This window comes from Colwellia psychrerythraea 34H (genome assembly GCF_000012325.1).
Taxonomy (GTDB): Bacteria; Pseudomonadota; Gammaproteobacteria; order Enterobacterales; family Alteromonadaceae; genus Colwellia; species Colwellia psychrerythraea_A.
The window spans coordinates 343,135-368,078 of the sequence record NC_003910.7; the positions used below are offsets into that span (position 1 = coordinate 343,135).

General features: G+C 41.8%; 13 protein-coding genes, 2 tRNA genes and 6 rRNA genes. 14 read left to right on the forward strand and 7 right to left on the reverse strand.

What is annotated here, in order from left to right; genetic code table 11:
- Positions 1–130: 130 nt before the first annotated feature.
- A complete protein-coding gene (locus tag CPS_RS01515) occupies positions 131–1,372 on the forward strand; it encodes a malic enzyme-like NAD(P)-binding protein (RefSeq protein ID WP_011041204.1) in 1,242 nt (413 codons plus the stop codon).
- A gap of 130 nt (positions 1,373–1,502) precedes the next feature.
- A complete protein-coding gene (locus CPS_RS01520; RefSeq protein WP_011041205.1) occupies positions 1,503–1,907 on the forward strand; it encodes a hypothetical protein in 405 nt (134 codons plus the stop codon).
- 327 nt (positions 1,908–2,234) lie between these two features.
- On the opposite strand, the gene CPS_RS01525 is transcribed toward CPS_RS01520, so the two are convergent.
- On the reverse strand, positions 2,235–2,729 hold the full coding sequence (locus tag CPS_RS01525) for a SixA phosphatase family protein (protein WP_011041206.1): 495 nt from the start codon (positions 2,727–2,729) through the stop codon (positions 2,235–2,237).
- Positions 2,730–2,813: 84 nt separating this feature from the next.
- Positions 2,814–4,241 carry a Si-specific NAD(P)(+) transhydrogenase gene (sthA, locus tag CPS_RS01530; protein ID WP_274377085.1) on the reverse strand — a complete coding sequence of 476 codons (1,428 nt, stop codon included), beginning with the start codon at positions 4,239–4,241 and terminating at the stop codon, positions 2,814–2,816.
- A 127-nt stretch (positions 4,242–4,368) separates the two neighbouring features.
- Here sthA and fabR point away from each other — a divergent pair, with 127 nt between their 5' ends.
- On the forward strand, positions 4,369–5,001 hold the full coding sequence (fabR, locus tag CPS_RS01535) for an HTH-type transcriptional repressor FabR (protein WP_011041208.1): 633 nt from the start codon (positions 4,369–4,371) through the stop codon (positions 4,999–5,001).
- A gap of 1 nt (position 5,002) precedes the next feature.
- Here fabR and trmA read toward each other — a convergent pair whose 3' ends face one another.
- Together trmA and CPS_RS01545 are read right to left on the reverse strand one after the other, a co-directional pair.
- The gene (gene trmA / locus CPS_RS01540) at positions 5,003–6,097 is read right to left on the reverse strand and encodes a tRNA (uridine(54)-C5)-methyltransferase TrmA (protein WP_011041209.1); all 1,095 of its coding nucleotides are present in this window, start codon (positions 6,095–6,097) and stop codon (positions 5,003–5,005) included.
- Between the two features lie 412 nt (positions 6,098–6,509).
- A complete protein-coding gene (locus CPS_RS01545; RefSeq protein ID WP_011041211.1) occupies positions 6,510–6,992 on the reverse strand; it encodes an RNA recognition motif domain-containing protein in 483 nt (160 codons plus the stop codon).
- Between the two features lie 799 nt (positions 6,993–7,791).
- On the opposite strand from CPS_RS01545, the gene CPS_RS01555 reads away from it, so the two are divergent.
- From CPS_RS01555 to rrf (CPS_RS01590), 8 genes are all read left to right on the forward strand, one after another.
- Positions 7,792–9,334 (forward strand): 16S ribosomal RNA (locus tag CPS_RS01555).
- Between the two features lie 97 nt (positions 9,335–9,431).
- Positions 9,432–9,507: transfer RNA gene (locus CPS_RS01560), tRNA-Ala, on the forward strand.
- 436 nt (positions 9,508–9,943) lie between these two features.
- Positions 9,944–12,837, forward strand: a 23S ribosomal RNA gene (locus CPS_RS01565).
- 169 nt (positions 12,838–13,006) lie between these two features.
- Positions 13,007–13,121, forward strand: a 5S ribosomal RNA gene (gene rrf / locus CPS_RS01570).
- Positions 13,122–13,640: 519 nt separating this feature from the next.
- Positions 13,641–15,185 (forward strand): 16S ribosomal RNA (locus CPS_RS01575).
- Positions 15,186–15,282: 97 nt separating this feature from the next.
- Positions 15,283–15,358: transfer RNA gene (locus tag CPS_RS01580), tRNA-Ala, on the forward strand.
- Between the two features lie 436 nt (positions 15,359–15,794).
- A 23S ribosomal RNA gene (locus CPS_RS01585) occupies positions 15,795–18,688 on the forward strand.
- A 169-nt stretch (positions 18,689–18,857) separates the two neighbouring features.
- Positions 18,858–18,972, forward strand: a 5S ribosomal RNA gene (gene rrf, locus CPS_RS01590).
- The 16S, 23S and 5S rRNA genes sit together here with 2 tRNA genes alongside, the layout of an rRNA operon.
- A 1,173-nt stretch (positions 18,973–20,145) precedes the next feature.
- Here the strand turns inward: rrf (CPS_RS01590) and dusA are convergent.
- The gene (gene dusA / locus CPS_RS01595; protein ID WP_011041214.1) at positions 20,146–21,153 is read right to left on the reverse strand and encodes a tRNA dihydrouridine(20/20a) synthase DusA; all 1,008 of its coding nucleotides are present in this window, start codon (positions 21,151–21,153) and stop codon (positions 20,146–20,148) included.
- A gap of 107 nt (positions 21,154–21,260) precedes the next feature.
- Here dusA and CPS_RS01600 point away from each other — a divergent pair, with 107 nt between their 5' ends.
- Complete coding sequence (locus CPS_RS01600) at positions 21,261–22,328, forward strand: site-specific integrase (RefSeq protein ID WP_011041215.1); 1,068 nt, start codon at positions 21,261–21,263, stop codon at positions 22,326–22,328.
- Positions 22,329–22,416: 88 nt separating this feature from the next.
- Here the strand turns inward: CPS_RS01600 and CPS_RS23815 are convergent, their stop codons facing one another.
- Positions 22,417–22,584, reverse strand: a complete 168-nt coding sequence (locus CPS_RS23815) for a hypothetical protein (protein ID WP_011041216.1) — start codon at positions 22,582–22,584, stop codon at positions 22,417–22,419.
- Between the two features lie 390 nt (positions 22,585–22,974).
- Positions 22,975–23,634, reverse strand: coding sequence for a PEP-CTERM sorting domain-containing protein (locus CPS_RS24005; protein ID WP_011041217.1), 660 nt, complete (start codon positions 23,632–23,634; stop codon positions 22,975–22,977).
- A gap of 746 nt (positions 23,635–24,380) precedes the next feature.
- Here CPS_RS24005 and CPS_RS24220 point away from each other — a divergent pair.
- Together CPS_RS24220 and CPS_RS01610 are read left to right on the forward strand one after the other, a co-directional pair.
- The gene (locus tag CPS_RS24220) at positions 24,381–24,515 is read left to right on the forward strand and encodes a hypothetical protein (RefSeq protein ID WP_011041220.1); all 135 of its coding nucleotides are present in this window, start codon (positions 24,381–24,383) and stop codon (positions 24,513–24,515) included.
- The gene (locus CPS_RS01610; protein ID WP_011041221.1) at positions 24,505–24,753 is read left to right on the forward strand and encodes a hypothetical protein; all 249 of its coding nucleotides are present in this window, start codon (positions 24,505–24,507) and stop codon (positions 24,751–24,753) included. Before CPS_RS24220 ends, CPS_RS01610 begins: the two co-directional genes overlap by 11 nt.
- The last annotated feature ends 191 nt before the right edge of the window (positions 24,754–24,944 follow it).

Consider the following 24,944-nt stretch of genomic DNA (forward strand, 5'->3'; position numbering starts at 1 on the left):
AATTACTCTATCTATATGAAATACCATATAAGTAAGTAAAAGCTAGTGTTAATAACAATAATAAAAAAAACATGGCTATACTTGCAATAACAACAAAACTAACACTATTAATAACGCATTAGGAATTCTCATGACAGATCTACGCCAGCAAGCACTTGATTACCATGCATTGCCGACACCAGGAAAAATCAGTGTTTCATTGACTACCGCAGCAGAAACCAGCCAAGACTTGTCACTCGCATATAGTCCGGGTGTTGCTGAACCTTGTCGAGAGATAGCAAACAATCCAGACGATGTTTATAAATATACAGGAAAAGGTAATACTGTCGCTGTAATAACTAATGGCACTGCAGTATTAGGCTTGGGTAATATTGGTCCTATGGCCTCAAAACCGGTTATGGAAGGCAAGTCGTTATTATTCAAACGCTTCGCTAATATTGATTCTTTTGATATTGAAGTAAAACATAAAACAGTTGAAGAATTTGTTAATACTGTTGCTAACATAGCGGATAGTTTTGGTGGCATTAATCTTGAAGATATTAAAGCACCCGAGTGTTTCGCCATCGAAAAAGCGCTAATAGAACGCTGTAAAATTCCAGTATTTCATGATGATCAACATGGTACTGCTATAGTAACTGCGGCTGGTATGATGAATGCGTTAGATATTCAGGGTAAAGATATTAAACAAGCTAACATTGTCTGTCTAGGGGCAGGTGCTGCAGCAATAGCTTGTATGGAATTGTTGATTAAGTGTGGGGCACAGCGAGAAAAAATTTACATGCTTGATACTAAAGGTGTGATTCATACCCGTCGTGATGACCTTAATGAATATAAAAAATTATTCGCTAACAATACAGACAAAAGAACATTGGATGATGTAATTGAAGGCGCTGATGTTTTTGTTGGTGTTTCAGGTCCAGATCTTCTATCACAAAAGCAAGTAAAAGCTATGGCAGATAGACCAATTGTTTTTGCTTGTTCGAATCCTGATCCTGAAATAAAACCTGAGCTTGCTTTGGCTGCTCGTGATGACTTAATTATGGCTACTGGCCGCTCTGATTATCCTAATCAAGTTAATAATGTTTTATGTTTCCCGTTTATTTTCCGTGGCGCTTTAGATGTGCGTGCACGTACTATTAATGATGCTATGAAGATAGCAGCGGTTCATGCCATTAGAGCACTTGCCAAAGAACCAGTACCGGCAGAAGTGCTTAAAGCAAGCTGTGAGAAAGATCTTAGCTTTGGTAAAGACTATATAATTCCTAAGCCTATGGATCCTCGTTTGTGTGGCGCAGTTGCAAGGGCAGTTGCCCAAGCAGCAGTAGACTCTGGTGTTGCTGCGTTAGACATGCCAGAAAATTATATGGCTTAATGATCATGACTAACTAATTAGAATGGTGAATTCTCACTTAATCTCTATTAGTCTTTGATTATTTTGACAACAATAAAAATAAAGGTCATGGTATGAAAATTACCATGGCCTTTTTTATTGGACAATTATTATGAGAAAAACGTTAACACCAACTTTATTACTCAGTATTATGCTTACATTGGCTTTAACTGGCTGTTCTGAAGCAAGTAATGAGAAAATTCAAATACAAGAGACACTCAGGACAGGAGAAAGCCAAGTGGCAGGTAAAAAAGAACAAGCTTGGCAACAAGTCACCGTAAACTATTATGATTTTGAAGGCGGCTTTTATGGTTTAACTTCTGAAGCTGGAGATAAACTGTTACCCATGAATCTAGCTAAGCAATATAAATTACAAGGCACCGTACTGAAAGTGAAAGGTGAAGTCATTAAAGATATGATGACCATTCAACAGTGGGGCCAACCTTTTAGAATTATCGATGTTGAATTAATTAAGTTAGGTCAAAGCACTGGAAAAAATAAAGGAGCTGAGTATTAATACCAAGTCCATTAAGTTAGTTCCCACTCAGCGAGAATTAAAAGGCTTAAAGGCTAGGTATTGATTGAAGAGAATGGTTATTCAGGAGAATATGCTCCTGCATTCTCTAATAAGCTGCATCCATGCAGCGTCCTTGTCAAAATCAATAACACAGCATGTAAACCTTTACTTTTTATTAGGTACTCGCCCTTGGGAGCTTGTCAGAAAAGCAATAACTGCACAAATTTTTGAGATATAGAATGACTATACCAACAAAAATTTTTGTTTGTTATAACTCTTCTGGCATAGCTCTGAGGTGGGAATAAATTTAATGGAATTGTTATAAGGTTATAGACAAGATAAAGGCTGGTTTAATAGAGTTAGTTGGCTTCTCCCTTCAATAAACTGAACTTGATAGAGCATTTGGTATTCTTTTTCCGTTAAGTCATCTACTTTTTGATTGCTTAGCAACTGAGTCAGTTGAGGGGTAGTATTGCTGTGTCCGACAATTAGAGCATTTTCTTTGTGATCTTTTAAATGCAAAGAAAACTGTTCAAGTTGTTTAGGGTCATAATTCTTGATAGCAATGTTTTGTCTGCTGGATAAAGGTGCTGCTGTCGACATGGTTCTTTGATAATTCGTACTATAAACAGATTTTATATTCGCTGTACTTAGTAACATTGCTAACTGTTTTGCTCTTTCTTCGCCACATTGTGTTAACGGTGGATTTTTACTATCAGCTTGCTTTTCAGCATGTCTCACAAGATAAAGAGTAAAGTTATCGCTTGCTAGGCAAGGTTGAGTCAATAATATACCGGCAATCATTAAACTGAATTTTTTCATAGTGTGCTTTTCTTCAAGTAAGAGGAGATTACTAGCGTGAAAAATATTTAATTATCACGCTAGTAAAAAGGGCTTTGTCATTTTTTAAAATAGACGATTTAAACCGTTCAAGGCTGCAACGCGAAATGCTTCTGCCATTGTCGGGTAATTGAAGGTTGTCTCAACAAAGTACTCAATGGTATTTCCACCATTTGTTTGTTGCATGATAGCCTGACCGATATGAATAATTTCAGCCGCATTTTCACCGAAACAATGGATGCCAAGAATCTCTTTAGTCTCACGGTGAAAGAGAATCTTTAAAGAACCAACCAAGTTATTAGATATTTGAGCTCTCGCAAGATGTTTGAACTGGGCACGGCCAACTTCATACGGTATTTTGGCTTCTGTAAGCTCCTGTTCAGTTTTACCAACCGAGCTAATTTCAGGAATGGTGTATATACCTGTAGGAATATCAACAATTAGCTTAGCTTTACTACTGCTATCAACCATTGCAGAAGCGGCTATTCGGCCTTGGTCAAAAGCTGCACTTGCTAAACTTGGATAACCAATAACGTCTCCCACTGCAAAAATATTGTCTACTTCAGTTTGATAACAATCATTTACTTTTAGCTGACCACGACCGTCTGCTTTTAAACCAGCAGCAGCGAGGTTTAGGTCGGCAGTATTACCTGTACGACCATTGGCAAAGAGCAGACAGTCGGCGCGCATTTTTTTACCCGACTTCAAATGGACTATTACAGCATCTTCACTGGATTCTACACGTTCAATTTCCTCACCATGTCGGATGACAACGCCGCTGTTCCATAAATGATAACTGAGTGAATCTGACATTTCAGTATCTAGAAAAGACAGTAAACGTTCACGAGTATTTATTAAATCGACTTTTACTCCTAGCCCTCTAAATATAGAAGCATATTCACTACCAATAACACCGGCACCATAAATAATGACATGTTGCGGAGCATGCTTGAGACTTAAAATACTGTCAGAATCATAAACACGAGGATGGTCAAAGTCGATATCATCAGGGCGATAAGGTCGTGATCCTGTAGCAATCATAATTTGTTTAGCTGAAATTTTTTCTACTGAACCATCTGGGTGCGAAATGCTAATGGTATGTGCATCAATAAATGAAGCTTGGCCTTGTATATGTTCCACGCGATTGCGGTTGTAAAAACCACTGCGTAAGCTAACTTGTTTTTGAATTACCGCAGAAGCATGGCTTAAGATATCTTGAAAGGTAAGTTGTTTTACTTGTTCGTTTTGATTAAACAGTGGGTTTGAATTGTATTCAATTAAACGACTTACTGATTGACGTAATGCTTTTGATGGAATGGTACCCCAATGAGTACAACCACCACCAACTTGATGGTAACGTTCAATGATGGCTACTTTTTTCTGGCGTTTAGCAAGGTTCATTGCTGCGCCTTCACCACCTGGACCTGTACCTATGATAATTACGTCATAATCAAAACTTTTTTCCATCGTTTTGCTTGTCTTTGATTTAACCAAAAGTGAGCCCTCGTATTTATTTAATATAAGAATATAGCAATAGTTTATCAGAACTAAAACTGACAATATTGAGCTAATTCAGTATTATGATAATAATATTGAATTTATCTCATAAAGAGCCGGTTAGATGAGTGGTGTAAGAGCACAACAAAAAGAAAAGACCCGTCGTCAAATTATTAATGCAGCTCTAAATCAACTGAGTGCGGAACGTAGTTTCTCAAACTTAAGTTTACGCGAAGTTGCAAAAGAAGCGGGTTTAGCCCCGACATCTTTTTATCGCCATTTTTCTGATATGGATGAATTAGGTTTAACTTTAGTGGATGAAGCAGGTTTAACACTGAGACAGCTGATGCGACAAGCAAGGCAGCGTATCGCTAAAGGTGGATCTGTTATTCAAATATCAGTACAGACCTTTATGGAATTAATTGAAAGTAATGGTAATATTTTCAGACTATTATTACGTGAACGTTCAGGCACCTCCGCTGCTTTTCGTGCTGCTGTAATTCGTGAAATTCGTTATTTTACAATGGAGCTTTGTGATTACCTTCAAAAAGCGAATCAGCTTGAAGCTGATGTTGCCTATATGCAGGCTAATGCTGCGGTAACCATTGTTTTTAGTGCTGGTTCGGATGCACTTGATATAGAAGATAAAGCGGAACGTGATCAATTAGCTCAACAAACAATTCAGCAATTACGCTTTATTGCCCGTGGTGCTCTTGAACTAAGTGATCGTCGTAAAATTTCAAGAAAATCTCGTTAGTTTACTTTCTTGTTAGTATTACACCTGTTTCAATATGGTCGGTGTAAGGGAACTGATCAAATAAGGCAAATTTATCAATTTGATGTGTTTCTACTAGAAGCGCTAAATTATCTTTCAAAGTTTCAGGATTACACGAGATATAAATAATTTTATTAAAACGTCTAACCAATTCAACACTGTCTCTATCTAATCCAGCACGAGGCGGATCTACTAACACGGTATCGTAGTTATAAGTGGTTAAATCAAAGTCTTCTAAACGTCTAAACTTTCGTTCACCATTCATCGCTTGACTAAATTCTTCACTAGACATACGTACAATATCTATATTATCAATACCATTTTCACTAATATTAATTTGTGCAGAACGAACAGAGGTTTTCGATATCTCAGTACCAAGTACTCGTTCAAAGTTTTCAGCAAGGGCGATACTAAAGTTACCATTGCCACAGTAAAGCTCAATGAGATCGCCTCCAGCATTTTGTGTTGCTTGCTGAGCCCATAAGAGCATTTGCTCATTAACACCCGCATTTGGTTGCGTGAAACTATTTTCTACTTGTTGATAAACATAGGTCTTGCCTCCAACGTTCAAGGACTCCATTACATAATCTTTATCAACTATAATTTTTTGTTTCTTTGCGCGACCAATAATATCCACAGGGGCTATTGTTGATAGCTGAGCTTTTAGCTTTTCTGCCTCAATTTGCCAATTATCTTCCAAAGGCTTGTGGTACAGCATACTAATTAATAACTCACCACTTAGTGTCGATAAGAAATCGACTTGAAAAAGCTTAAACCGCAATTCACGTTGATCTTTAATTGTGGCGAGTAAAGCTTTCATCGCGTTGTTGATTAACTCGCTAGCAACAGGAAAGTCATCTACTCTAAATTTTTCCTTAGTTTTACTATCAAACATGATGTAATAAAGGTCATCACCTTCATGCCAAACCCTAAATTCTGCTCTTTGACGATAATTCAATGGTACCGATGGATATAAATCAGGAGCTGGTAGGTTGAAGTCACTAAATAACTTAGCCATATCTTGTTGTTTTTTTGATAATTGCGCATCGTAATTATCCGGATGAATGTGACTAAACATGGAAGTGCCTTGTATAAAGAAAGAGAGATTAGAATAACAGCGCGAATTTTACTATCGACTTAGCTTTTGTCTAGCTCTTAATCAGTCTATTTTATAAATAAGCCAATATTAACTAGTTTGCCTATCTATTAGCCATTGTTGCTGATTAACAGTTATAAGGGTAAACACCACTAGGTAACAAGGTTTATCCACTCAAGTAATTTATTAGTTAATGCCAAAGGAATATGAATAAGCAAGAATAACTTAAGTTCGATTACGTTAAATAAAGCAGGTTGAGCTATTGTAGAAAAATGCAGAAGAATCATTAGAAGCCTAAGTTAACGTCTTGGTAGAATATAACCGTTCAACTTTAGATTTAGAGTAATAAAAAAGGCCGCTATTATAGCGGCCTTTTATTATATAAGTTGTAGCGTTAGTCGTCTTGATTGTTATCTTCAGTTCGCTCAGGGCGTTCCTTTGCTTCTCTTACTTTCAGTGTACGTTGCTGAAACTCAGTATCGTTCAATGCAGATATTGCTTTGTCTAAATCATCAGAAGCCATTTCAACAAAACCGAAACCACGACGTTTCCCTGTATGTTTATCTTTCATTAAACGTACAGAATGTACAGAACCATGTTCTGAGAAAAGCTCTCGTACTGAGGTTTCATTCGCTCTATAAGGTAAGTTACCAACATAAAGGGTTCTAACATCCTCATCCGAAGCTATAGTATTACTGGATGTAGATGAAGCTGTGTTGGTTGATGGACTACCAGTGAGTAAAGGTGCGAGAAATGCACTAACAAATACTAAACTGGCAATAAGTATAGAACTAGCCGGTACGGCAAAAGTGACAATATAAGCGATGATGGCAAATGCAACAGCAATGATGACTGTTTGTAACGTTGGAGACTTCATATAAAGATACCTAATTATTATTTTAATAAACTAATTTAACTGCTTGAATATAAGCAAATAGCAATTCTATGTTACGCAGCTTTTTATAATGTGCAACTATCAAGTGCAAAGTTTATGCAATTAATCTGTTATTAAAGAATAATTTTCAATAATTCCCCCTATAATAGTTGCTTAAATGTACGTGTTGCCTTTTAACTGAGCGAACGATTCATTAAATGCAATTTTAAGTGGGAAAGGTGTTGACCAAAACTGAAAACTCTCTACAATGCGCTCCAGTTCCAAGGGGTTCACGCAAAATGAATCATCAGCGAACTGTTTTGATACGTTATCTACTCGCTTTAGCGATAAATAACGTAAGTTAACTTGAAATTTTAAATGTTTTTCAAAATAATTTAAAATAAACGTTGACATCAAAACTCGGAAGCGTATTATACGCCTCCTGCTTCGGGGCAACAGCAACGAGCAACGCAAATTAAGTTCAACTTAGTTTGCTTCAGATAAAGAGCGAATGCGACTCTTATCTACTTCTAAACTTAGTTTACGAAGTTCTTCTTTAACAATTAGTTATCATGCAATTTGTGTGAGCACTCACATTATGTTGTTTTACATAGTTCTCTATCTTTTACTAGGTAGGAACAAAAAACGCTTAATGAATGATGTTCATGCAAATAAATATAGTTACGTATCTTTAGTTAGATAGGTAGCGACTATGTAATGCGATATCAACTTCGGTTGGTATCACGACAGAATTCATTGAGCAGTAACACATCGCTTGCGATGAGGTTACACAAACGATTTTTAATTGAAGAGTTTGATCATGGCTCAGATTGAACGCTGGCGGCAGGCTTAACACATGCAAGTCGAGCGGTAACAGAGATAGCTTGCTATCTGCTGACGAGCGGCGGACGGGTGAGTAATGCTTGGGAATATGCCTTATGGTGGGGGACAACAGTTGGAAACGACTGCTAATACCGCATAACGTCTACGGACCAAAGGGGGGGATCTTCGGACCTCTCGCCATTTGATTAGCCCAAGTGAGATTAGCTAGTTGGTGAGGTAATGGCTCACCAAGGCGACGATCTCTAGCTGGTTTGAGAGGATGATCAGCCACACTGGGACTGAGACACGGCCCAGACTCCTACGGGAGGCAGCAGTGGGGAATATTGCACAATGGGCGAAAGCCTGATGCAGCCATGCCGCGTGTGTGAAGAAGGCCTTCGGGTTGTAAAGCACTTTCAGTTGTGAGGAAAGGAGTGTAGTTAATAGCTGCATTCTGTGACGTTAACAACAGAAGAAGCACCGGCTAACTTCGTGCCAGCAGCCGCGGTAATACGAGGGGTGCAAGCGTTAATCGGAATTACTGGGCGTAAAGCGTTCGTAGGCGGTCTATTAAGCAAGATGTGAAAGCCCAGGGCTCAACCTTGGAACTGCATTTTGAACTGGTAGACTAGAGTACTGTAGAGGGTGGTGGAATTTCCAGTGTAGCGGTGAAATGCGTAGAGATTGGAAGGAACATCAGTGGCGAAGGCGGCCACCTGGACAGATACTGACGCTGAGGAACGAAAGCGTGGGGAGCGAACAGGATTAGATACCCTGGTAGTCCACGCCGTAAACGATGTCAACTAGCCGTTTGTGGACTTGATCCGTGAGTGGCGCAGCTAACGCACTAAGTTGACCGCCTGGGGAGTACGGCCGCAAGGTTAAAACTCAAATGAATTGACGGGGGCCCGCACAAGCGGTGGAGCATGTGGTTTAATTCGATGCAACGCGAAGAACCTTACCATCCCTTGACATCCAGAGAAGAGACTAGAGATAGACTTGTGCCTTCGGGAACTCTGTGACAGGTGCTGCATGGCTGTCGTCAGCTCGTGTTGTGAAATGTTGGGTTAAGTCCCGCAACGAGCGCAACCCCTATCCTTATTTGCCAGCGCGTTATGGCGGGAACTCTAAGGAGACTGCCGGTGATAAACCGGAGGAAGGTGGGGACGACGTCAAGTCATCATGGCCCTTACGGGATGGGCTACACACGTGCTACAATGGCAGGTACAGAGGGCAGCAATACCGCGAGGTGGAGCGAATCCCACAAAGCTTGTCGTAGTCCGGATTGGAGTCTGCAACTCGACTCCATGAAGTCGGAATCGCTAGTAATCGTAGATCAGAATGCTACGGTGAATACGTTCCCGGGCCTTGTACACACCGCCCGTCACACCATGGGAGTGGGATGCAAAAGAAGTGGCTAGTTTAACCCCTCGGGGAGGACGGTCACCACTTTGTGTTTCATGACTGGGGTGAAGTCGTAACAAGGTAACCCTAGGGGAACCTGGGGTTGGATCACCTCCTTATCTTGAAGTAAAATTGCTTAATGGAAATCAGTTTTCGGATTGTATTTCACGAGTGTTCACACAAATTACATGATAACAAATTGAAAGATACCCTGATGGGGCTATAGCTCAGCTGGGAGAGCGCCTGCCTTGCACGCAGGAGGTCAGCAGTTCGATCCTGCTTAGCTCCACCAACTCATCACGTATCTTTTACTAAAGAAAGAGACCAAATTTAAATACACTTTATAGTGATTTTAAATTTGGTTTTTTAAACCACGAATTATGCCGAATGCGTGCTAATTTGAATTCTTTAACAATCTGGAAAGCTGATATAAATATCGGTATTTATAAGGTAAGCACGGTGTCGCGCTGTTGTTTACATGATTATAAATACCAAGCTGTTATCTCATTCTCTTATCGTGAATGTGGTAATGGTGATAGTGCATCCCCCCAAGGATGTATTATCAAATTCATACTGCTCGCAAGAGCATGATGTCTTATCAAGTAACTCATCGTATATCTTCGGATATACTGAGTACGTGAAAATGTCAGACTTTACAATTGCCTTGGATTAGTCTCCGGGGCGTACTTCGTTTTCAAATCTTCGGATGAGACTACTTAGGGTTGTATGGTTAAGTGACTAAGCGTATGTGGTGGATGCCTTGGCAGTTAGAGGCGATGAAGGACGTGTTAATCTGCGAAAAGCTTTGGTGAGGTGATAAAAACCGTTATAGCCAAAGATGTCCGAATGGGGAAACCCACTTACCATAAGGTAGGTATCGTTACGTGAATACATAGCGTAACGAAGCGAACCGGGAGAACTGAAACATCTAAGTACCCCGAGGAAAAGAAATCAACCGAGATTTCGTTAGTAGCGGCGAGCGAACGCGAATCAGCCCTTAAGCTTATAGGGTGCTAGTAGAATGTTCTGGAAAGGACAACGATACAGGGTGATAGTCCCGTATACAAAAGCAACCTTTAAGTGAAATCGAGTAGGACGGAGCACGTGAAACTTTGTCTGAATATGGGGGGACCATCCTCCAAGGCTAAATACTACTAACTGACCGATAGTGAACCAGTACCGTGAGGGAAAGGCGAAAAGAACCCCTGTGAGGGGAGTGAAATAGAACCTGAAACCGCATACGTACAAGCAGTGGGAGCCCGATTTAGTCGGGTGACTGCGTACCTTTTGTATAATGGGTCAGCGACTTATATTCTGTAGCAAGGTTAACCGATTAGGGGAGCCGTAGCGAAAGCGAGTGTTAACTGCGCGTTTAGTTGCAGGGTATAGACCCGAAACCCGGCGATCTACCCATGGGCAGGTTGAAGGTTGAGTAACATCAACTGGAGGACCGAACACACGTATGTTGAAAAATGCGGTGATGACTTGTGGGTCGGAGTGAAAGGCTAATCAAGCCGGGAGATAGCTGGTTCTCCCCGAAATCTATTTAGGTAGAGCCTCGCACGAACACCATTGGGGGTAGAGCACTGTTAAGGCTAGGGGGTCATCCCGACTTACCAACCCTTTGCAAACTCCGAATACCAATGAGTGATATGCGGGAGACACACTGCGGGTGCTAACGTCCGTTGTGAAGAGGGAAACAACCCAGACCGCCAGCTAAGGTCCCAAAGTACTAGTTAAGTGGGAAACGATGTGGAAAGGCATAGACAGCTAGGAGGTTGGCTTAGAAGCAGCCATCCTTTAAAGAAAGCGTAATAGCTCACTAGTCGAGTCGGTCTGCGCGGAAGATGTAACGGGGCTAAACTAGTCACCGAAGCTGCGGATTTGAACTTAGGTTCAAGTGGTAGGGGAGCGTTCTGTAAGCCGTTGAAGGTGAATTGAGAAGTTTGCTGGAGGTATCAGAAGTGCGAATGCTGACATGAGTAACGATAAGGGGAGTGAAAAACTCCCCCGCCGAAAGACCAAGGTTTCCTGTCCCATGTTAATCAGGGCAGGGTAAGTCGGCCCCTAAGGCGAGGCGGAAACGCGTAGTCGATGGGAAACAGATTAATATTTCTGTACTTCTATATATTGCGAAGGAGGGACGGAGTAGGCTAAACAAGCACGGCGTTGGTAGTCCGTGTGAAAGTATGTAGGTGGTTGTCTTAGGTAAATCCGGGACTTCATTAACACTGAGATACGAGACGAGACTCTACGGAGTTGAAGTTGTTGATGCCATGCTTCCAGGAAAAGCTTCTAAGCTTCAGATATATAGGAACCGTACCCCAAACCGACACAGGTGGTTAGGTAGAGAATACTAAGGCGCTTGAGAGAACTCGGGTGAAGGAACTAGGCAAAATAGTACCGTAACTTCGGGAGAAGGTACGCTGCTCAACGTTAAACCCTTGCGGTGTAAGCGAAGAGTAGTCGAAGTAACCAGGTGGCTGGAACTGTTTATTAAAAACACAGCACTGTGCAAAATCGAAAGATGACGTATACGGTGTGACGCCTGCCCGGTGCCGGAAGGTTAATTGATTCGGTTAGTCCTCGGACGAAGCTGATGATCGAAGCCCCGGTAAACGGCGGCCGTAACTATAACGGTCCTAAGGTAGCGAAATTCCTTGTCGGGTAAGTTCCGACCTGCACGAATGGCGTAATCATGGCCACACTGTCTCCACCCGAGACTCAGTGAAATTGAATTTGCGGTTAAGATGCCGTATACCCGCGGCTAGACGGAAAGACCCCGTGAACCTTTACTATAGCTTGACAGTGAACATTGCTCCTACATGTGTAGGATAGGTGGGAGGCTTTGAAACCATGTCGCTAGATGTGGTGGAGCCAATCTTGAAATACCACCCTTGTATGCGTGATGTTCTAACCTAGGGCCCTTATCGGGCTTGGGGACACTGTCTGGTGGGTAGTTTGACTGGGGCGGTCTCCTCCCAAAGAGTAACGGAGGAGCACGAAGGTTGGCTAAGTACGGTCGGACATCGTACGGTTAGTGCAATGGCATAAGCCAGCTTAACTGCGAGACAGACACGTCGAGCAGGTACGAAAGTAGGTCATAGTGATCCGGTGGTTCTGTATGGAAGGGCCATCGCTCAACGGATAAAAGGTACTCCGGGGATAACAGGCTGATACCGCCCAAGAGTTCATATCGACGGCGGTGTTTGGCACCTCGATGTCGGCTCATCACATCCTGGGGCTGAAGTCGGTCCCAAGGGTATGGCTGTTCGCCATTTAAAGTGGTACGCGAGCTGGGTTTAGAACGTCGTGAGACAGTTCGGTCCCTATCTGCCGTGGGCGTTTGAGAATTGAAGAGGGCTGCTCCTAGTACGAGAGGACCGGAGTGGACGAACCACTGGTGTTCGGGTTGTCATGCCAATGGCATTGCCCGGTAGCTACGTTCGGAACTGATAACCGCTGAAAGCATCTAAGCGGGAAGCAGGCTTTGAGATGAGTTCTCACTGGGACTTTAAGTCCCCTAAAGGGTCGTTGGAGACTACAACGTTGATAGGTCAGGTGTGTAAGTGCTGCGAGGCATTGAGCTAACTGATACTAATTACCCGTGAGGCTTAACCATACAACACCCAAGTAGTTTTGCTGAGAAGTGATACTGAAGTGATTTGTATAAAGACTGACATAGACCGAAAGGTAAGAAAACATCACGTACTTACGTGTTACTTGAACCAAGAAAACCAAACGATATTTATAGCTCATTGAGCAAGCTTTCTAAGATTGTACCTTTTTTGTTTAGCGACAATAGCGCTGTGGTCCCACCTGATCCCTTTCCGAACTCAGAAGTGAAACGCAGTTGCGCCGATGGTAGTGTGGGAGTTCCCATGTGAGAGTAGGACATTGCTAAACTTCTAATTTGTGCTGCGGCACACGAGAAGCCCGTTACATTTGTGACGGGCTACTTGATTAAACACTATTTGTTAACTTAATTGCCTGATAAATGTGCAATTAACGTAAAAAATACTGTTTTATAAAATACTTACTTTCTTTATGGAACTAAGTGTTGACAATAAAACTGAGAGGCGTATTATGCGCACCTCACTCAGGCAAGGCCTGAGGTTAAGAAGATAACGAATGCGATTATCTTCTGTCTTTCATAGCAATATGAGCGACATTTTTCTTTAACAATTAGTTATCATGCAATTTGTGTGAGCACTCACATTATGTTGTTTTACATAGTTCTCTATCTTTTACTAGGTAGGAACAAAAAAACGCTTAATGAATGCTGTTCATGCAAATAAATATAGTTATTTATCTTTAGTTAGATAGGTAGCGACTATGTAATGCGATATCAACTTCGGTTGGTATCACGACAGAATTCATTGAGCAGTAACACATCGCTTGCGATGAGGTTACACAAACGATTTTTAATTGAAGAGTTTGATCATGGCTCAGATTGAACGCTGGCGGCAGGCTTAACACATGCAAGTCGAGCGGTAACAGAGATAGCTTGCTATCTGCTGACGAGCGGCGGACGGGTGAGTAATGCTTGGGAATATGCCTTATGGTGGGGGACAACAGTTGGAAACGACTGCTAATACCGCATAACGTCTACGGACCAAAGGGGGGGATTCTTCGGAACCTCTCGCCATTTGATTAGCCCAAGTGAGATTAGCTAGTTGGTGAGGTAATGGCTCACCAAGGCGACGATCTCTAGCTGGTTTGAGAGGATGATCAGCCACACTGGGACTGAGACACGGCCCAGACTCCTACGGGAGGCAGCAGTGGGGAATATTGCACAATGGGCGAAAGCCTGATGCAGCCATGCCGCGTGTGTGAAGAAGGCCTTCGGGTTGTAAAGCACTTTCAGTTGTGAGGAAAGGGGTGTAGTTAATAGCTGCATTCTGTGACGTTAACAACAGAAGAAGCACCGGCTAACTTCGTGCCAGCAGCCGCGGTAATACGAGGGGTGCAAGCGTTAATCGGAATTACTGGGCGTAAAGCGTTCGTAGGCGGTCTATTAAGCAAGATGTGAAAGCCCAGGGCTCAACCTTGGAACTGCATTTTGAACTGGTAGACTAGAGTACTGTAGAGGGTGGTGGAATTTCCAGTGTAGCGGTGAAATGCGTAGAGATTGGAAGGAACATCAGTGGCGAAGGCGGCCACCTGGACAGATACTGACGCTGAGGAACGAAAGCGTGGGGAGCGAACAGGATTAGATACCCTGGTAGTCCACGCCGTAAACGATGTCAACTAGCCGTTTGTGGACTTGATCCGTGAGTGGCGCAGCTAACGCACTAAGTTGACCGCCTGGGGAGTACGGCCGCAAGGTTAAAACTCAAATGAATTGACGGGGGCCCGCACAAGCGGTGGAGCATGTGGTTTAATTCGATGCAACGCGAAGAACCTTACCATCCCTTGACATCCAGAGAAGAGACTAGAGATAGACTTGTGCCTTCGGGAACTCTGTGACAGGTGCTGCATGGCTGTCGTCAGCTCGTGTTGTGAAATGTTGGGTTAAGTCCCGCAACGAGCGCAACCCCTATCCTTATTTGCCAGCGCGTTATGGCGGGAACTCTAAGGAGACTGCCGGTGATAAACCGGAGGAAGGTGGGGACGACGTCAAGTCATCATGGCCCTTACGGGATGGGCTACACACGTGCTACAATGGCAGGTACAGAGGGCAGCAATACCGCGAGGTGGAGCGAATCCCACAAAGCTTGTCGTAGTCCGGATTGGAGTCTGCAACTCGACTCCATGAAGTCGGAATCGCTAGTAATCGTAGATCAGAATGCTACGGTGAATACGTTCCCGGGCCTTGTACACACCGCCCGTCACACCATGGGAGTGGGATGCAAAAGAAGTGGCTAGTTTAACCCCTCGGGGAGGACGGTCACCACTTTGTGTTTCATGACTGGGGTGAAGTCGTAACAAGGTAACCCTAGGGGAACCTGGGGTTGGATCACCTCCTTATCTTGAAGTAAAATTGCTTAATGGAAATCAGTTTTCGGATTGTATTTCACGAGTGTTCACACAAATTACATGATAACAAATTGAAAGATACCCTGATGGGGCTATAGCTCAGCTGGGAGAGCGCCTGCCTTGCACGCAGGAGGTCAGCAGTTCGATCCTGCTTAGCTCCACCAACTCATCACGTATCTTTTACTAAAGAAAGAGACCAAATTTAAATACACTTTATAGTGATTTTAAATTTGGTTTTTTAAACCACGAATTATGCCGAATGCGTGCTAATTTGAATTCTTTAACAATCTGGAAAGCTGATATAAATATCGGTATTTATAAGGTAAGCACGGTGTCGCGCTGTTGTTTACATGATTATAAATACCAAGCTGTTATCTCATTCTCTTATCGTGAATGTGGTAATGGTGATAGTGCATCCCCCCAAGGATGTATTATCAAATTCATACTGCTCGCAAGAGCATGATGTCTTATCAAGTAACTCATCGTATATCTTCGGATATACTGAGTACGTGAAAATGTCAGACTTTACAATTGCCTTGGATTAGTCTCCGGGGCGTACTTCGTTTTCAAATCTTCGGATGAGACTACTTAGGGTTGTATGGTTAAGTGACTAAGCGTATGTGGTGGATGCCTTGGCAGTTAGAGGCGATGAAGGACGTGTTAATCTGCGAAAAGCTTTGGTGAGGTGATAAAAACCGTTATAGCCAAAGATGTCCGAATGGGGAAACCCACTTACCATAAGGTAGGTATCGTTACGTGAATACATAGCGTAACGAAGCGAACCGGGAGAACTGAAACATCTAAGTACCCCGAGGAAAAGAAATCAACCGAGATTTCGTTAGTAGCGGCGAGCGAACGCGAATCAGCCCTTAAGCTTATAGGGTGCTAGTAGAATGTTCTGGAAAGGACAACGATACAGGGTGATAGTCCCGTATACAAAAGCAACCTTTAAGTGAAATCGAGTAGGACGGAGCACGTGAAACTTTGTCTGAATATGGGGGGACCATCCTCCAAGGCTAAATACTACTAACTGACCGATAGTGAACCAGTACCGTGAGGGAAAGGCGAAAAGAACCCCTGTGAGGGGAGTGAAATAGAACCTGAAACCGCATACGTACAAGCAGTGGGAGCCCGATTTAGTCGGGTGACTGCGTACCTTTTGTATAATGGGTCAGCGACTTATATTCTGTAGCAAGGTTAACCGATTAGGGGAGCCGTAGCGAAAGCGAGTGTTAACTGCGCGTTTAGTTGCAGGGTATAGACCCGAAACCCGGCGATCTACCCATGGGCAGGTTGAAGGTTGAGTAACATCAACTGGAGGACCGAACACACGTATGTTGAAAAATGCGGTGATGACTTGTGGGTCGGAGTGAAAGGCTAATCAAGCCGGGAGATAGCTGGTTCTCCCCGAAATCTATTTAGGTAGAGCCTCGCACGAACACCATTGGGGGTAGAGCACTGTTAAGGCTAGGGGGTCATCCCGACTTACCAACCCTTTGCAAACTCCGAATACCAATGAGTGATATGCGGGAGACACACTGCGGGTGCTAACGTCCGTTGTGAAGAGGGAAACAACCCAGACCGCCAGCTAAGGTCCCAAAGTACTAGTTAAGTGGGAAACGATGTGGAAAGGCATAGACAGCTAGGAGGTTGGCTTAGAAGCAGCCATCCTTTAAAGAAAGCGTAATAGCTCACTAGTCGAGTCGGTCTGCGCGGAAGATGTAACGGGGCTAAACTAGTCACCGAAGCTGCGGATTTGAACTTAGGTTCAAGTGGTAGGGGAGCGTTCTGTAAGCCGTTGAAGGTGAATTGAGAAGTTTGCTGGAGGTATCAGAAGTGCGAATGCTGACATGAGTAACGATAAGGGGAGTGAAAAACTCCCCCGCCGAAAGACCAAGGTTTCCTGTCCCATGTTAATCAGGGCAGGGTAAGTCGGCCCCTAAGGCGAGGCGGAAACGCGTAGTCGATGGGAAACAGATTAATATTTCTGTACTTCTATATATTGCGAAGGAGGGACGGAGTAGGCTAAACAAGCACGGCGTTGGTAGTCCGTGTGAAAGTATGTAGGTGGTTGTCTTAGGTAAATCCGGGACTTCATTAACACTGAGATACGAGACGAGACTCTACGGAGTTGAAGTTGTTGATGCCATGCTTCCAGGAAAAGCTTCTAAGCTTCAGATATATAGGAACCGTACCCCAAACCGACACAGGTGGTTAGGTAGAGAATACTAAGGCGCTTGAGAGAACTCGGGTGAAGGAACTAGGCAAAATAGTACCGTAACTTCGGGAGAAGGTACGCTGCTCAACGTTAAACCCTTGCGGTGTAAGCGAAGAGTAGTCGAAGTAACCAGGTGGCTGGAACTGTTTATTAAAAACACAGCACTGTGCAAAATCGAAAGATGACGTATACGGTGTGACGCCTGCCCGGTGCCGGAAGGTTAATTGATTCGGTTAGTCCTCGGACGAAGCTGATGATCGAAGCCCCGGTAAACGGCGGCCGTAACTATAACGGTCCTAAGGTAGCGAAATTCCTTGTCGGGTAAGTTCCGACCTGCACGAATGGCGTAATCATGGCCACACTGTCTCCACCCGAGACTCAGTGAAATTGAATTTGCGGTTAAGATGCCGTATACCCGCGGCTAGACGGAAAGACCCCGTGAACCTTTACTATAGCTTGACAGTGAACATTGCTCCTACATGTGTAGGATAGGTGGGAGGCTTTGAAACCATGTCGCTAGATGTGGTGGAGCCAATCTTGAAATACCACCCTTGTATGCGTGATGTTCTAACCTAGGGCCCTTATCGGGCTTGGGGACACTGTCTGGTGGGTAGTTTGACTGGGGCGGTCTCCTCCCAAAGAGTAACGGAGGAGCACGAAGGTTGGCTAAGTACGGTCGGACATCGTACGGTTAGTGCAATGGCATAAGCCAGCTTAACTGCGAGACAGACACGTCGAGCAGGTACGAAAGTAGGTCATAGTGATCCGGTGGTTCTGTATGGAAGGGCCATCGCTCAACGGATAAAAGGTACTCCGGGGATAACAGGCTGATACCGCCCAAGAGTTCATATCGACGGCGGTGTTTGGCACCTCGATGTCGGCTCATCACATCCTGGGGCTGAAGTCGGTCCCAAGGGTATGGCTGTTCGCCATTTAAAGTGGTACGCGAGCTGGGTTTAGAACGTCGTGAGACAGTTCGGTCCCTATCTGCCGTGGGCGTTTGAGAATTGAAGAGGGCTGCTCCTAGTACGAGAGGACCGGAGTGGACGAACCACTGGTGTTCGGGTTGTCATGCCAATGGCATTGCCCGGTAGCTACGTTCGGAACTGATAACCGCTGAAAGCATCTAAGCGGGAAGCAGGCTTTGAGATGAGTTCTCACTGGGACTTTAAGTCCCCTAAAGGGTCGTTGGAGACTACAACGTTGATAGGTCAGGTGTGTAAGTGCTGCGAGGCATTGAGCTAACTGATACTAATTACCCGTGAGGCTTAACCATACAACACCCAAGTAGTTTTGCTGAGAAGTGATACTGAAGTGATTTGTATAAAGACTGACATAGACCGAAAGGTAAGAAAACATCACGTACTTACGTGTTACTTGAACCAAGAAAACCAAACGATATTTATAGCTCATTGAGCAAGCTTTCTAAGATTGTACCTTTTTTGTTTAGCGACAATAGCGCTGTGGTCCCACCTGATCCCTTTCCGAACTCAGAAGTGAAACGCAGTTGCGCCGATGGTAGTGTGGGAGTTCCCATGTGAGAGTAGGACATTGCTAAACTTCTAATTAGAGAAGCCCGTTACGAAAGTAACGGGCTTTTTGCTGTCTGGGATTTAAAAAACGAAGTCCATATGAGCGTAGTACATTGCTAAGTTTCTCTTTAAAGAAACTTGTAGCTTACGCTACGGATTTTTTGCTTTCTGGCATTTGAACAATCTCACAGATAGTGAAGTGAAAGCCCTTGCGCCGGGGGTAGCGTGATTCATGTTAGTTAAGCCCATGTTTGTAGGGCACTGCTAAGGGTCTATTTAAAGAAGCCCGATTCATATGAGTCGGGCTTTTTGTTGTCTGGGATTTAAAAAATGAAATCCATATGAGCGTAGTACATTGCCAAAAGTCTCTTTAAAGAAACCCGTCGCTTACGCTACGGGTTTCTTGCGTTCTAGAGATCAAAGCACCTATGATCAATATCTGAAAGTTAAGCTCTAATATGAATGTAACTCTTACAAATTGTATTGATGGAAATACAGGATGGTACTCAGATAACGCTCATAATAGAACATAGGGCGTCCTTCAGCATACTTAGATTAATTGTTCGCTCTATAATTCTTCAAGGTAAAAAGTTGCGTAAGAGGAGTGCTGAAATGAGGGAGGTAAACGAAAAGACTAACCCCTTTGATTTATATAATATCTAACTGTTTGATGTACAGAACACTGTAAGCGTTATTAAGGTAATTTCAATTGGTATAAGTAAAGAGATGTTCTTTAGCGTAACGTTATCTAACTATTTAAACCTAATAGACCTAATAAAGAAATCTAGCTTAGCTTTCAAAAACACCAACTACCATTGAGATAAGAAATAATGCTGAAGCTGGGATCATAGTTAATATGAATAAAGTATTTAAATCTAACATCGGTCTTTCCTTGTATATTTCGACTATTTAATGAATCTAAAAAGTAATGCGAAATGTGTGTATTTATTACTAAGTTGCAATAAGTAGTACAAAGGTTGTGCCAATGTTATTATTAATTGTTAACGTACTGATTAATGAGGATATTTATTTTTTGTTATTCTTTGAATATATAAAGGGTGTTTGATTATGAATCGATGGGTGGTTATAAAGGCTATTTTGTGGTTAAAAATACCGATAAATAATTGAAAAAGTAAGTTGCTAATATTTTATGATCTCAATATCGGGACACTCATTCCCAATATTGAGATAAGAATAGTTATTAAGGTAAAGTAACCTTATTGAATGCATCAAGTAGTACTTGTCCACCAGCACCATCTTTACCTGCACACTCACTCAAGTGTTGTCTGAACTTACGCGCTCCTGATAAACCATTACAAAGCCCTAACATATGACGCAGTACATGCCACGCTCGCCCGCCATTCGCTATTGTTTCGTCGATATAGGGAACCATTAAATCAATCACTTCAGATCTTGATAATTTTATAGTGTCTGATTGGTATATTTCATTATCTGCATCTGCGAGCATATATGGGCTGTTATATATTTCTCGTCCAATCATTACGCCATCAATATGCTGAAGATGTTCATTAGCTTCAGAGAACGTTTTAATACCACCATTAATGGATACTTCTAAATCCTTAAAATCATTTTTTATTTGATAAACACGATCGTAGTCTAAAGGGGGAACATCACGATTCTGTTTAGGACTTAATCCAGTCAACCAGGCTTTTCTCGCATGAATAATGAAATGGCGACAATCAGCTTTTGATACTTCTTCAATAAAAGTATGCAAAAATTCGTAAGAATCTAAATCATCAATACCGATCCGTGATTTCACGGTGACTGGAATATTCGTCGCTGATTGCATTTGGTTAACGCATTGAGCAACCAAAGCAGGCTCGGCCATCAAACATGCACCAAATCGACCGTTCTGAACTCTATCAGACGGACAGCCAACATTAATATTTACTTCATCATAACCGTATTGTTCAGCAATTTTGGCACATTCCGTCATTGCTTTAACATCACTACCCCCTAGCTGTAATACTAATGGGTGCTCTGCATCGTTATAGGATAAGTAATCCCCCTTGCCACGTAAAATTGCACCGGTAGTGACCATTTCTGTGTAAAGCACAGTGTGTTGAGTCATTAGACGATAGAAATAACGAGAATGTTTATCTGTCCAATCGAGCATCGGCGCAACTGAGAGCTTGTGATTGATTGTAGCCCTTGCTATATAAGGCTTTGAGTCGGTAATTATGGTCATTTGATTAAGCTCCAAATCGGCTTGAATCGCCTGTACTTTCGTTGAGTTTCCGTCTAAGGTGTTCCGTAAGTGTTCCATTCTGAGTAGGACGATTAAGGAAAATATTCATGGCATCAGTAACAATTGATAAACGCCAAAAGGCAAACGGAGATTTCAGCTATCGATGTACAGTTCGAGTAAAAAAGAATGGTGCGATTATACATAGGGAATCCAGAACATTCAGTAAAAAAGAATTAGCGAATACTTGGGGAAGAATCAGAAAAGACGATATTGAGCTAAACAGTATTATTCTTCAAGAAAAGAAAATTTCAATTGCTGAATTGATAGACCTATATATCAACGATGCCGATTTATGGGGAAACACTGGAAGAACTAAACGATACGTAATCGATATGTTACGGGATTCTCCTATTGCATCAGTTTTAGCAAATGAGCTTAAAACTAGTGATTTAATAAGCCACTGCAGAATGCGTCGGGATGCAGGGGCTGGAGGTGCGACTGTTTATCATGATATTGCATATTTACGAAGCATAATGAAGAAAGCTCTTCCCGTTTTTGATGTAAAAGCAAATTGGAAAATATTTGAAGATGCAGTTCCTGTATTAATTGACATGAAGCTTGTTGGCAAGAGCCAAAAGCGTACACGCAGACCCACAGAAAATGAATTGGAAAGGCTTATAGAAGCACTAACAGAAAGACAGAAGCAACAAAGTAGTAAAATCCCCTTTGTTGATATTCTTAATTTTTCCATACTGACATGTATGAGAATAGGTGAAGTCTGTAAAATTAAATGGGAAGATTTAAATCATGAACACAAAACGGTAATTGTAAGAGACAGAAAAGACCCAAGGAAGAAAGAGGGTAACCATATGATCGTGCCGTTATTAGCTGGTTCATACGACATAGTGAAAAAGCAATTAGAAACAGATGAGAGAATCTTTCCTTATGCCTCTGCCTCCGTATCAGCAGGGTTTCAGCGTGTTAGAAATACTTTAGGCATAACTGACTTAAGATATCATGACTTAAGACGAGAGGGCGCATCTAGGCTGTTTGAAAAAGGTTATAGCATTGAAGAAGTGGCACAAGTCACAGGACATAGAAATTTGAATATACTTTGGCAAGTATATACGCAGTTATTCCCTCATAAACTGCATGATAAATTTGCCGAAGAATAAATAATTAAGAAACGTAAAATAGCGAGGCATGTTTCAGTTAAGTTTATTATGAGAATAAGATTTAATTGAAACATCATTAGCACTAATATTAATTTTCTGTATTAGTAGTATAAGAGGATAGAAGTAAATTATATTCTGTTGATATATTCCACATCGTTAGAAGTCTCTTTAGTTCAACAAGCTCACTATGAGTGGGGTCACCATTAATTGATTTTTCTGATAAAAAATTTAAACGCTTAAATTCTTCGCTAGTCATAATAATCATCCTTGATTCATACTAACTAAAATATAGCTAACTTTTTGTTTTATACAATATTAATAAGTATTCGCTACGCGATGAAGTTAGGTTAATGTCTTCTGTGCGCAAGGATATAGCGATATTAATTTTTTAAAATAAAACGCTAAGGGCTATAGCTGCGACAGATAAGACATAAATATTGATTACGAGTCTGTAATATTTACGGTAACTTCGAGAGTATAAGAAGACATTACAAAATCACATTCGTCGATTAACATAGCTTTATGTACAAAAAAAGCATCTACCAAACTGGAAGATGCTTCATGAAGATTATCAACAAATATGGGTCCATGGGTTTATTCAGGCATACCATTGTCGATAATAAGTTTTGATAATGAAACTAATTTTTTAAGATTGTTTCTTAAATCTACGTGATGCTAAACCAATCATTCCTAATGCAAAAATTGCAAGTGTAGAAGGCTCTGGAATATCAGTAGATGAAGCTTTCTCGAATACCACTTCACCAATAGCGACTTGCCCAGTACTACCGTAATTTGAATTAAGTTTCATTCTAATAAATGAAGCGTTGGTAGAAGCAAAAGAAAAGCTTTGCCCCGAAGCTACAGCGGAACTAGACTCCATACCTACGTTAAATGTCCCAAGTGAGGTTGAACCTAAAAAACTGGAGTTGTCTGCTGCAAATAACTCGAATTCATTAAGTCCCAGTGCACCATGATAGTTCCAAATTCCTATACTTTCTAATTCAAATAAACCACCTAAAGAAAAATCAAGATTGATAGGGAAAATAACATTGGGAACATTCGCCCAGCAGTTACTCCCGCAAGAATTATTATGTGTAGCTGTGGATAGAAACGTATCGAAATCAGTTACACCTGAAGTATAGTTCTGACTTAAACCATTTTGGTTGATTATATTGACTGCCAAAGCAGAACCATTTGAATTAGGCGCGGTTACGGAATCAGCACCAATAATAAGTCCGGCATTGGCTAAACTACAACAAGCTAACGCAAGACTTGCAAAAGTACCTTTTAAAAATTTAAATTTCATTTGATATTCCTTTTAATCACTGTTTATTTATTTTGGTAGGTAACGGTTATAATAGTAACTCATTGATTTAGGCATAAAACATACCAATATTAAAATACCTTTTAATTTCAATGTAATGATGGCTTCCACGTTTTTTCAATAACGTAATATTGTAAATAATACTGACACCAAGCAACTCTGAGACTTCAGGTTAGTGCACCAAGGGAATATTGGCACTAACAAATATTAGAGCCAAAAACGAAACTACTTGGGGCATTCTGCAACACTCGCTACGCGAAGAAAAACGAACAAACAAAAACAAGACAAATCTCTGTAAGCCTTGTCACTTAAAGCTTGCAGAGGTACTCCGAAAAAACTTTACCCCCGTATTACTAAACGGGAGTAAAATCTTTCATTTCCTCCTACCGCTCCATTCCTCTTCCTCGTTGCTCAGGCTTCGCCCTCGTCCTCGTCATCATCGCTCAGGGTCGTCAATAGAAAGCTCAGTTGCCTAAAAGTAATCATTAAGTAAAGAATAGAGAAAAGGTCAAAAGCGGTTCCAAAGAGCTTCAAGCCTAATTTAGTAAAGTAAAATAAAGGTTTCTAAGAACATTTTTAAATACACAAAAATAACCTCAGACACTCCTTGATTTTCATTGACAAAATTATTCTCTCACTCTGTTTGATTAGCATCAAATTAAGCGCGCACCCCTATGTTTCTGCGAAACGGGTACACATTAAATTGACACTATCAGGGAACTTAGAGCATGAATGATATTGAAGCTGAAATCGCTAACACTTTAAAAGAGATTGAAGAACTAAAGGAAGAGACACGGGCAATTGTGGCCAAAATGAAGACGCTAAATACTGCTGATGAAAAGGAAACTAATCATGCTAATTAAAATTAATGAGTCAGAGCCTGAGTTCGTCGCGTTCGTTGAATCGCTTAAACAACATTACAGTGAAGCAACCGCCGCTGGTGCAACAAAGAAAGCGATCGTTAATCATGTATCAGTGACCAAAGAATTAAGGAAAACAAAAAAGAAGCTGGAAAAGCTTGAGGCGATACTTGAAGAAATCAAAACGATAAAGCGACAGCAGAAAGGGTTGCAACAAGCCCTCGATATTCTAACGGATTAGTACCAAAAGGTTATCCTGGCAAGCGTGCCTGGACAATGAATTAGTACCAAAAAGTTATCCTGGCAAGCGTGCCTGGACAATGAATTAGTACCAAAAAGTTATCCTGGCAAGCGTGCCTGGACAATGAATTAGTACCAAAAAGTTATCCTGGCAAGCATGCCTGGACAATGAATTAGTACCAAAAAAGGCTT

What these genes read in the sequence shown, in the direction of transcription:
- CPS_RS01610 (WP_011041221.1), top strand. Translation starts at nt 24,505, where the DNA reads ATGCTAATTAAAATTAATGAGTCAGAGCCTGAGTTCGTCGCGTTCGTT.
- CPS_RS01525 (WP_011041206.1), bottom strand. Translation starts at nt 2,729, where the DNA reads ATGAAAAAATTCAGTTTAATGATTGCCGGTATATTATTGACTCAACCT.
- CPS_RS01600 (WP_011041215.1), top strand. Translation starts at nt 21,261, where the DNA reads ATGGCATCAGTAACAATTGATAAACGCCAAAAGGCAAACGGAGATTTC.
- CPS_RS24005 (WP_011041217.1), bottom strand. Translation starts at nt 23,634, where the DNA reads ATGAAATTTAAATTTTTAAAAGGTACTTTTGCAAGTCTTGCGTTAGCT.
- fabR (WP_011041208.1), top strand. Translation starts at nt 4,369, where the DNA reads ATGAGTGGTGTAAGAGCACAACAAAAAGAAAAGACCCGTCGTCAAATT.
- dusA (WP_011041214.1), bottom strand. Translation starts at nt 21,153, where the DNA reads ATGACCATAATTACCGACTCAAAGCCTTATATAGCAAGGGCTACAATC.
- CPS_RS23815 (WP_011041216.1), bottom strand. Translation starts at nt 22,584, where the DNA reads ATGACTAGCGAAGAATTTAAGCGTTTAAATTTTTTATCAGAAAAATCA.
- CPS_RS01520 (WP_011041205.1), top strand. Translation starts at nt 1,503, where the DNA reads ATGAGAAAAACGTTAACACCAACTTTATTACTCAGTATTATGCTTACA.
- trmA (WP_011041209.1), bottom strand. Translation starts at nt 6,097, where the DNA reads ATGTTTAGTCACATTCATCCGGATAATTACGATGCGCAATTATCAAAA.
- CPS_RS01515 (WP_011041204.1), top strand. Translation starts at nt 131, where the DNA reads ATGACAGATCTACGCCAGCAAGCACTTGATTACCATGCATTGCCGACA.
- CPS_RS01545 (WP_011041211.1), bottom strand. Translation starts at nt 6,992, where the DNA reads ATGAAGTCTCCAACGTTACAAACAGTCATCATTGCTGTTGCATTTGCC.
- CPS_RS24220 (WP_011041220.1), top strand. Translation starts at nt 24,381, where the DNA reads ATGAATGATATTGAAGCTGAAATCGCTAACACTTTAAAAGAGATTGAA.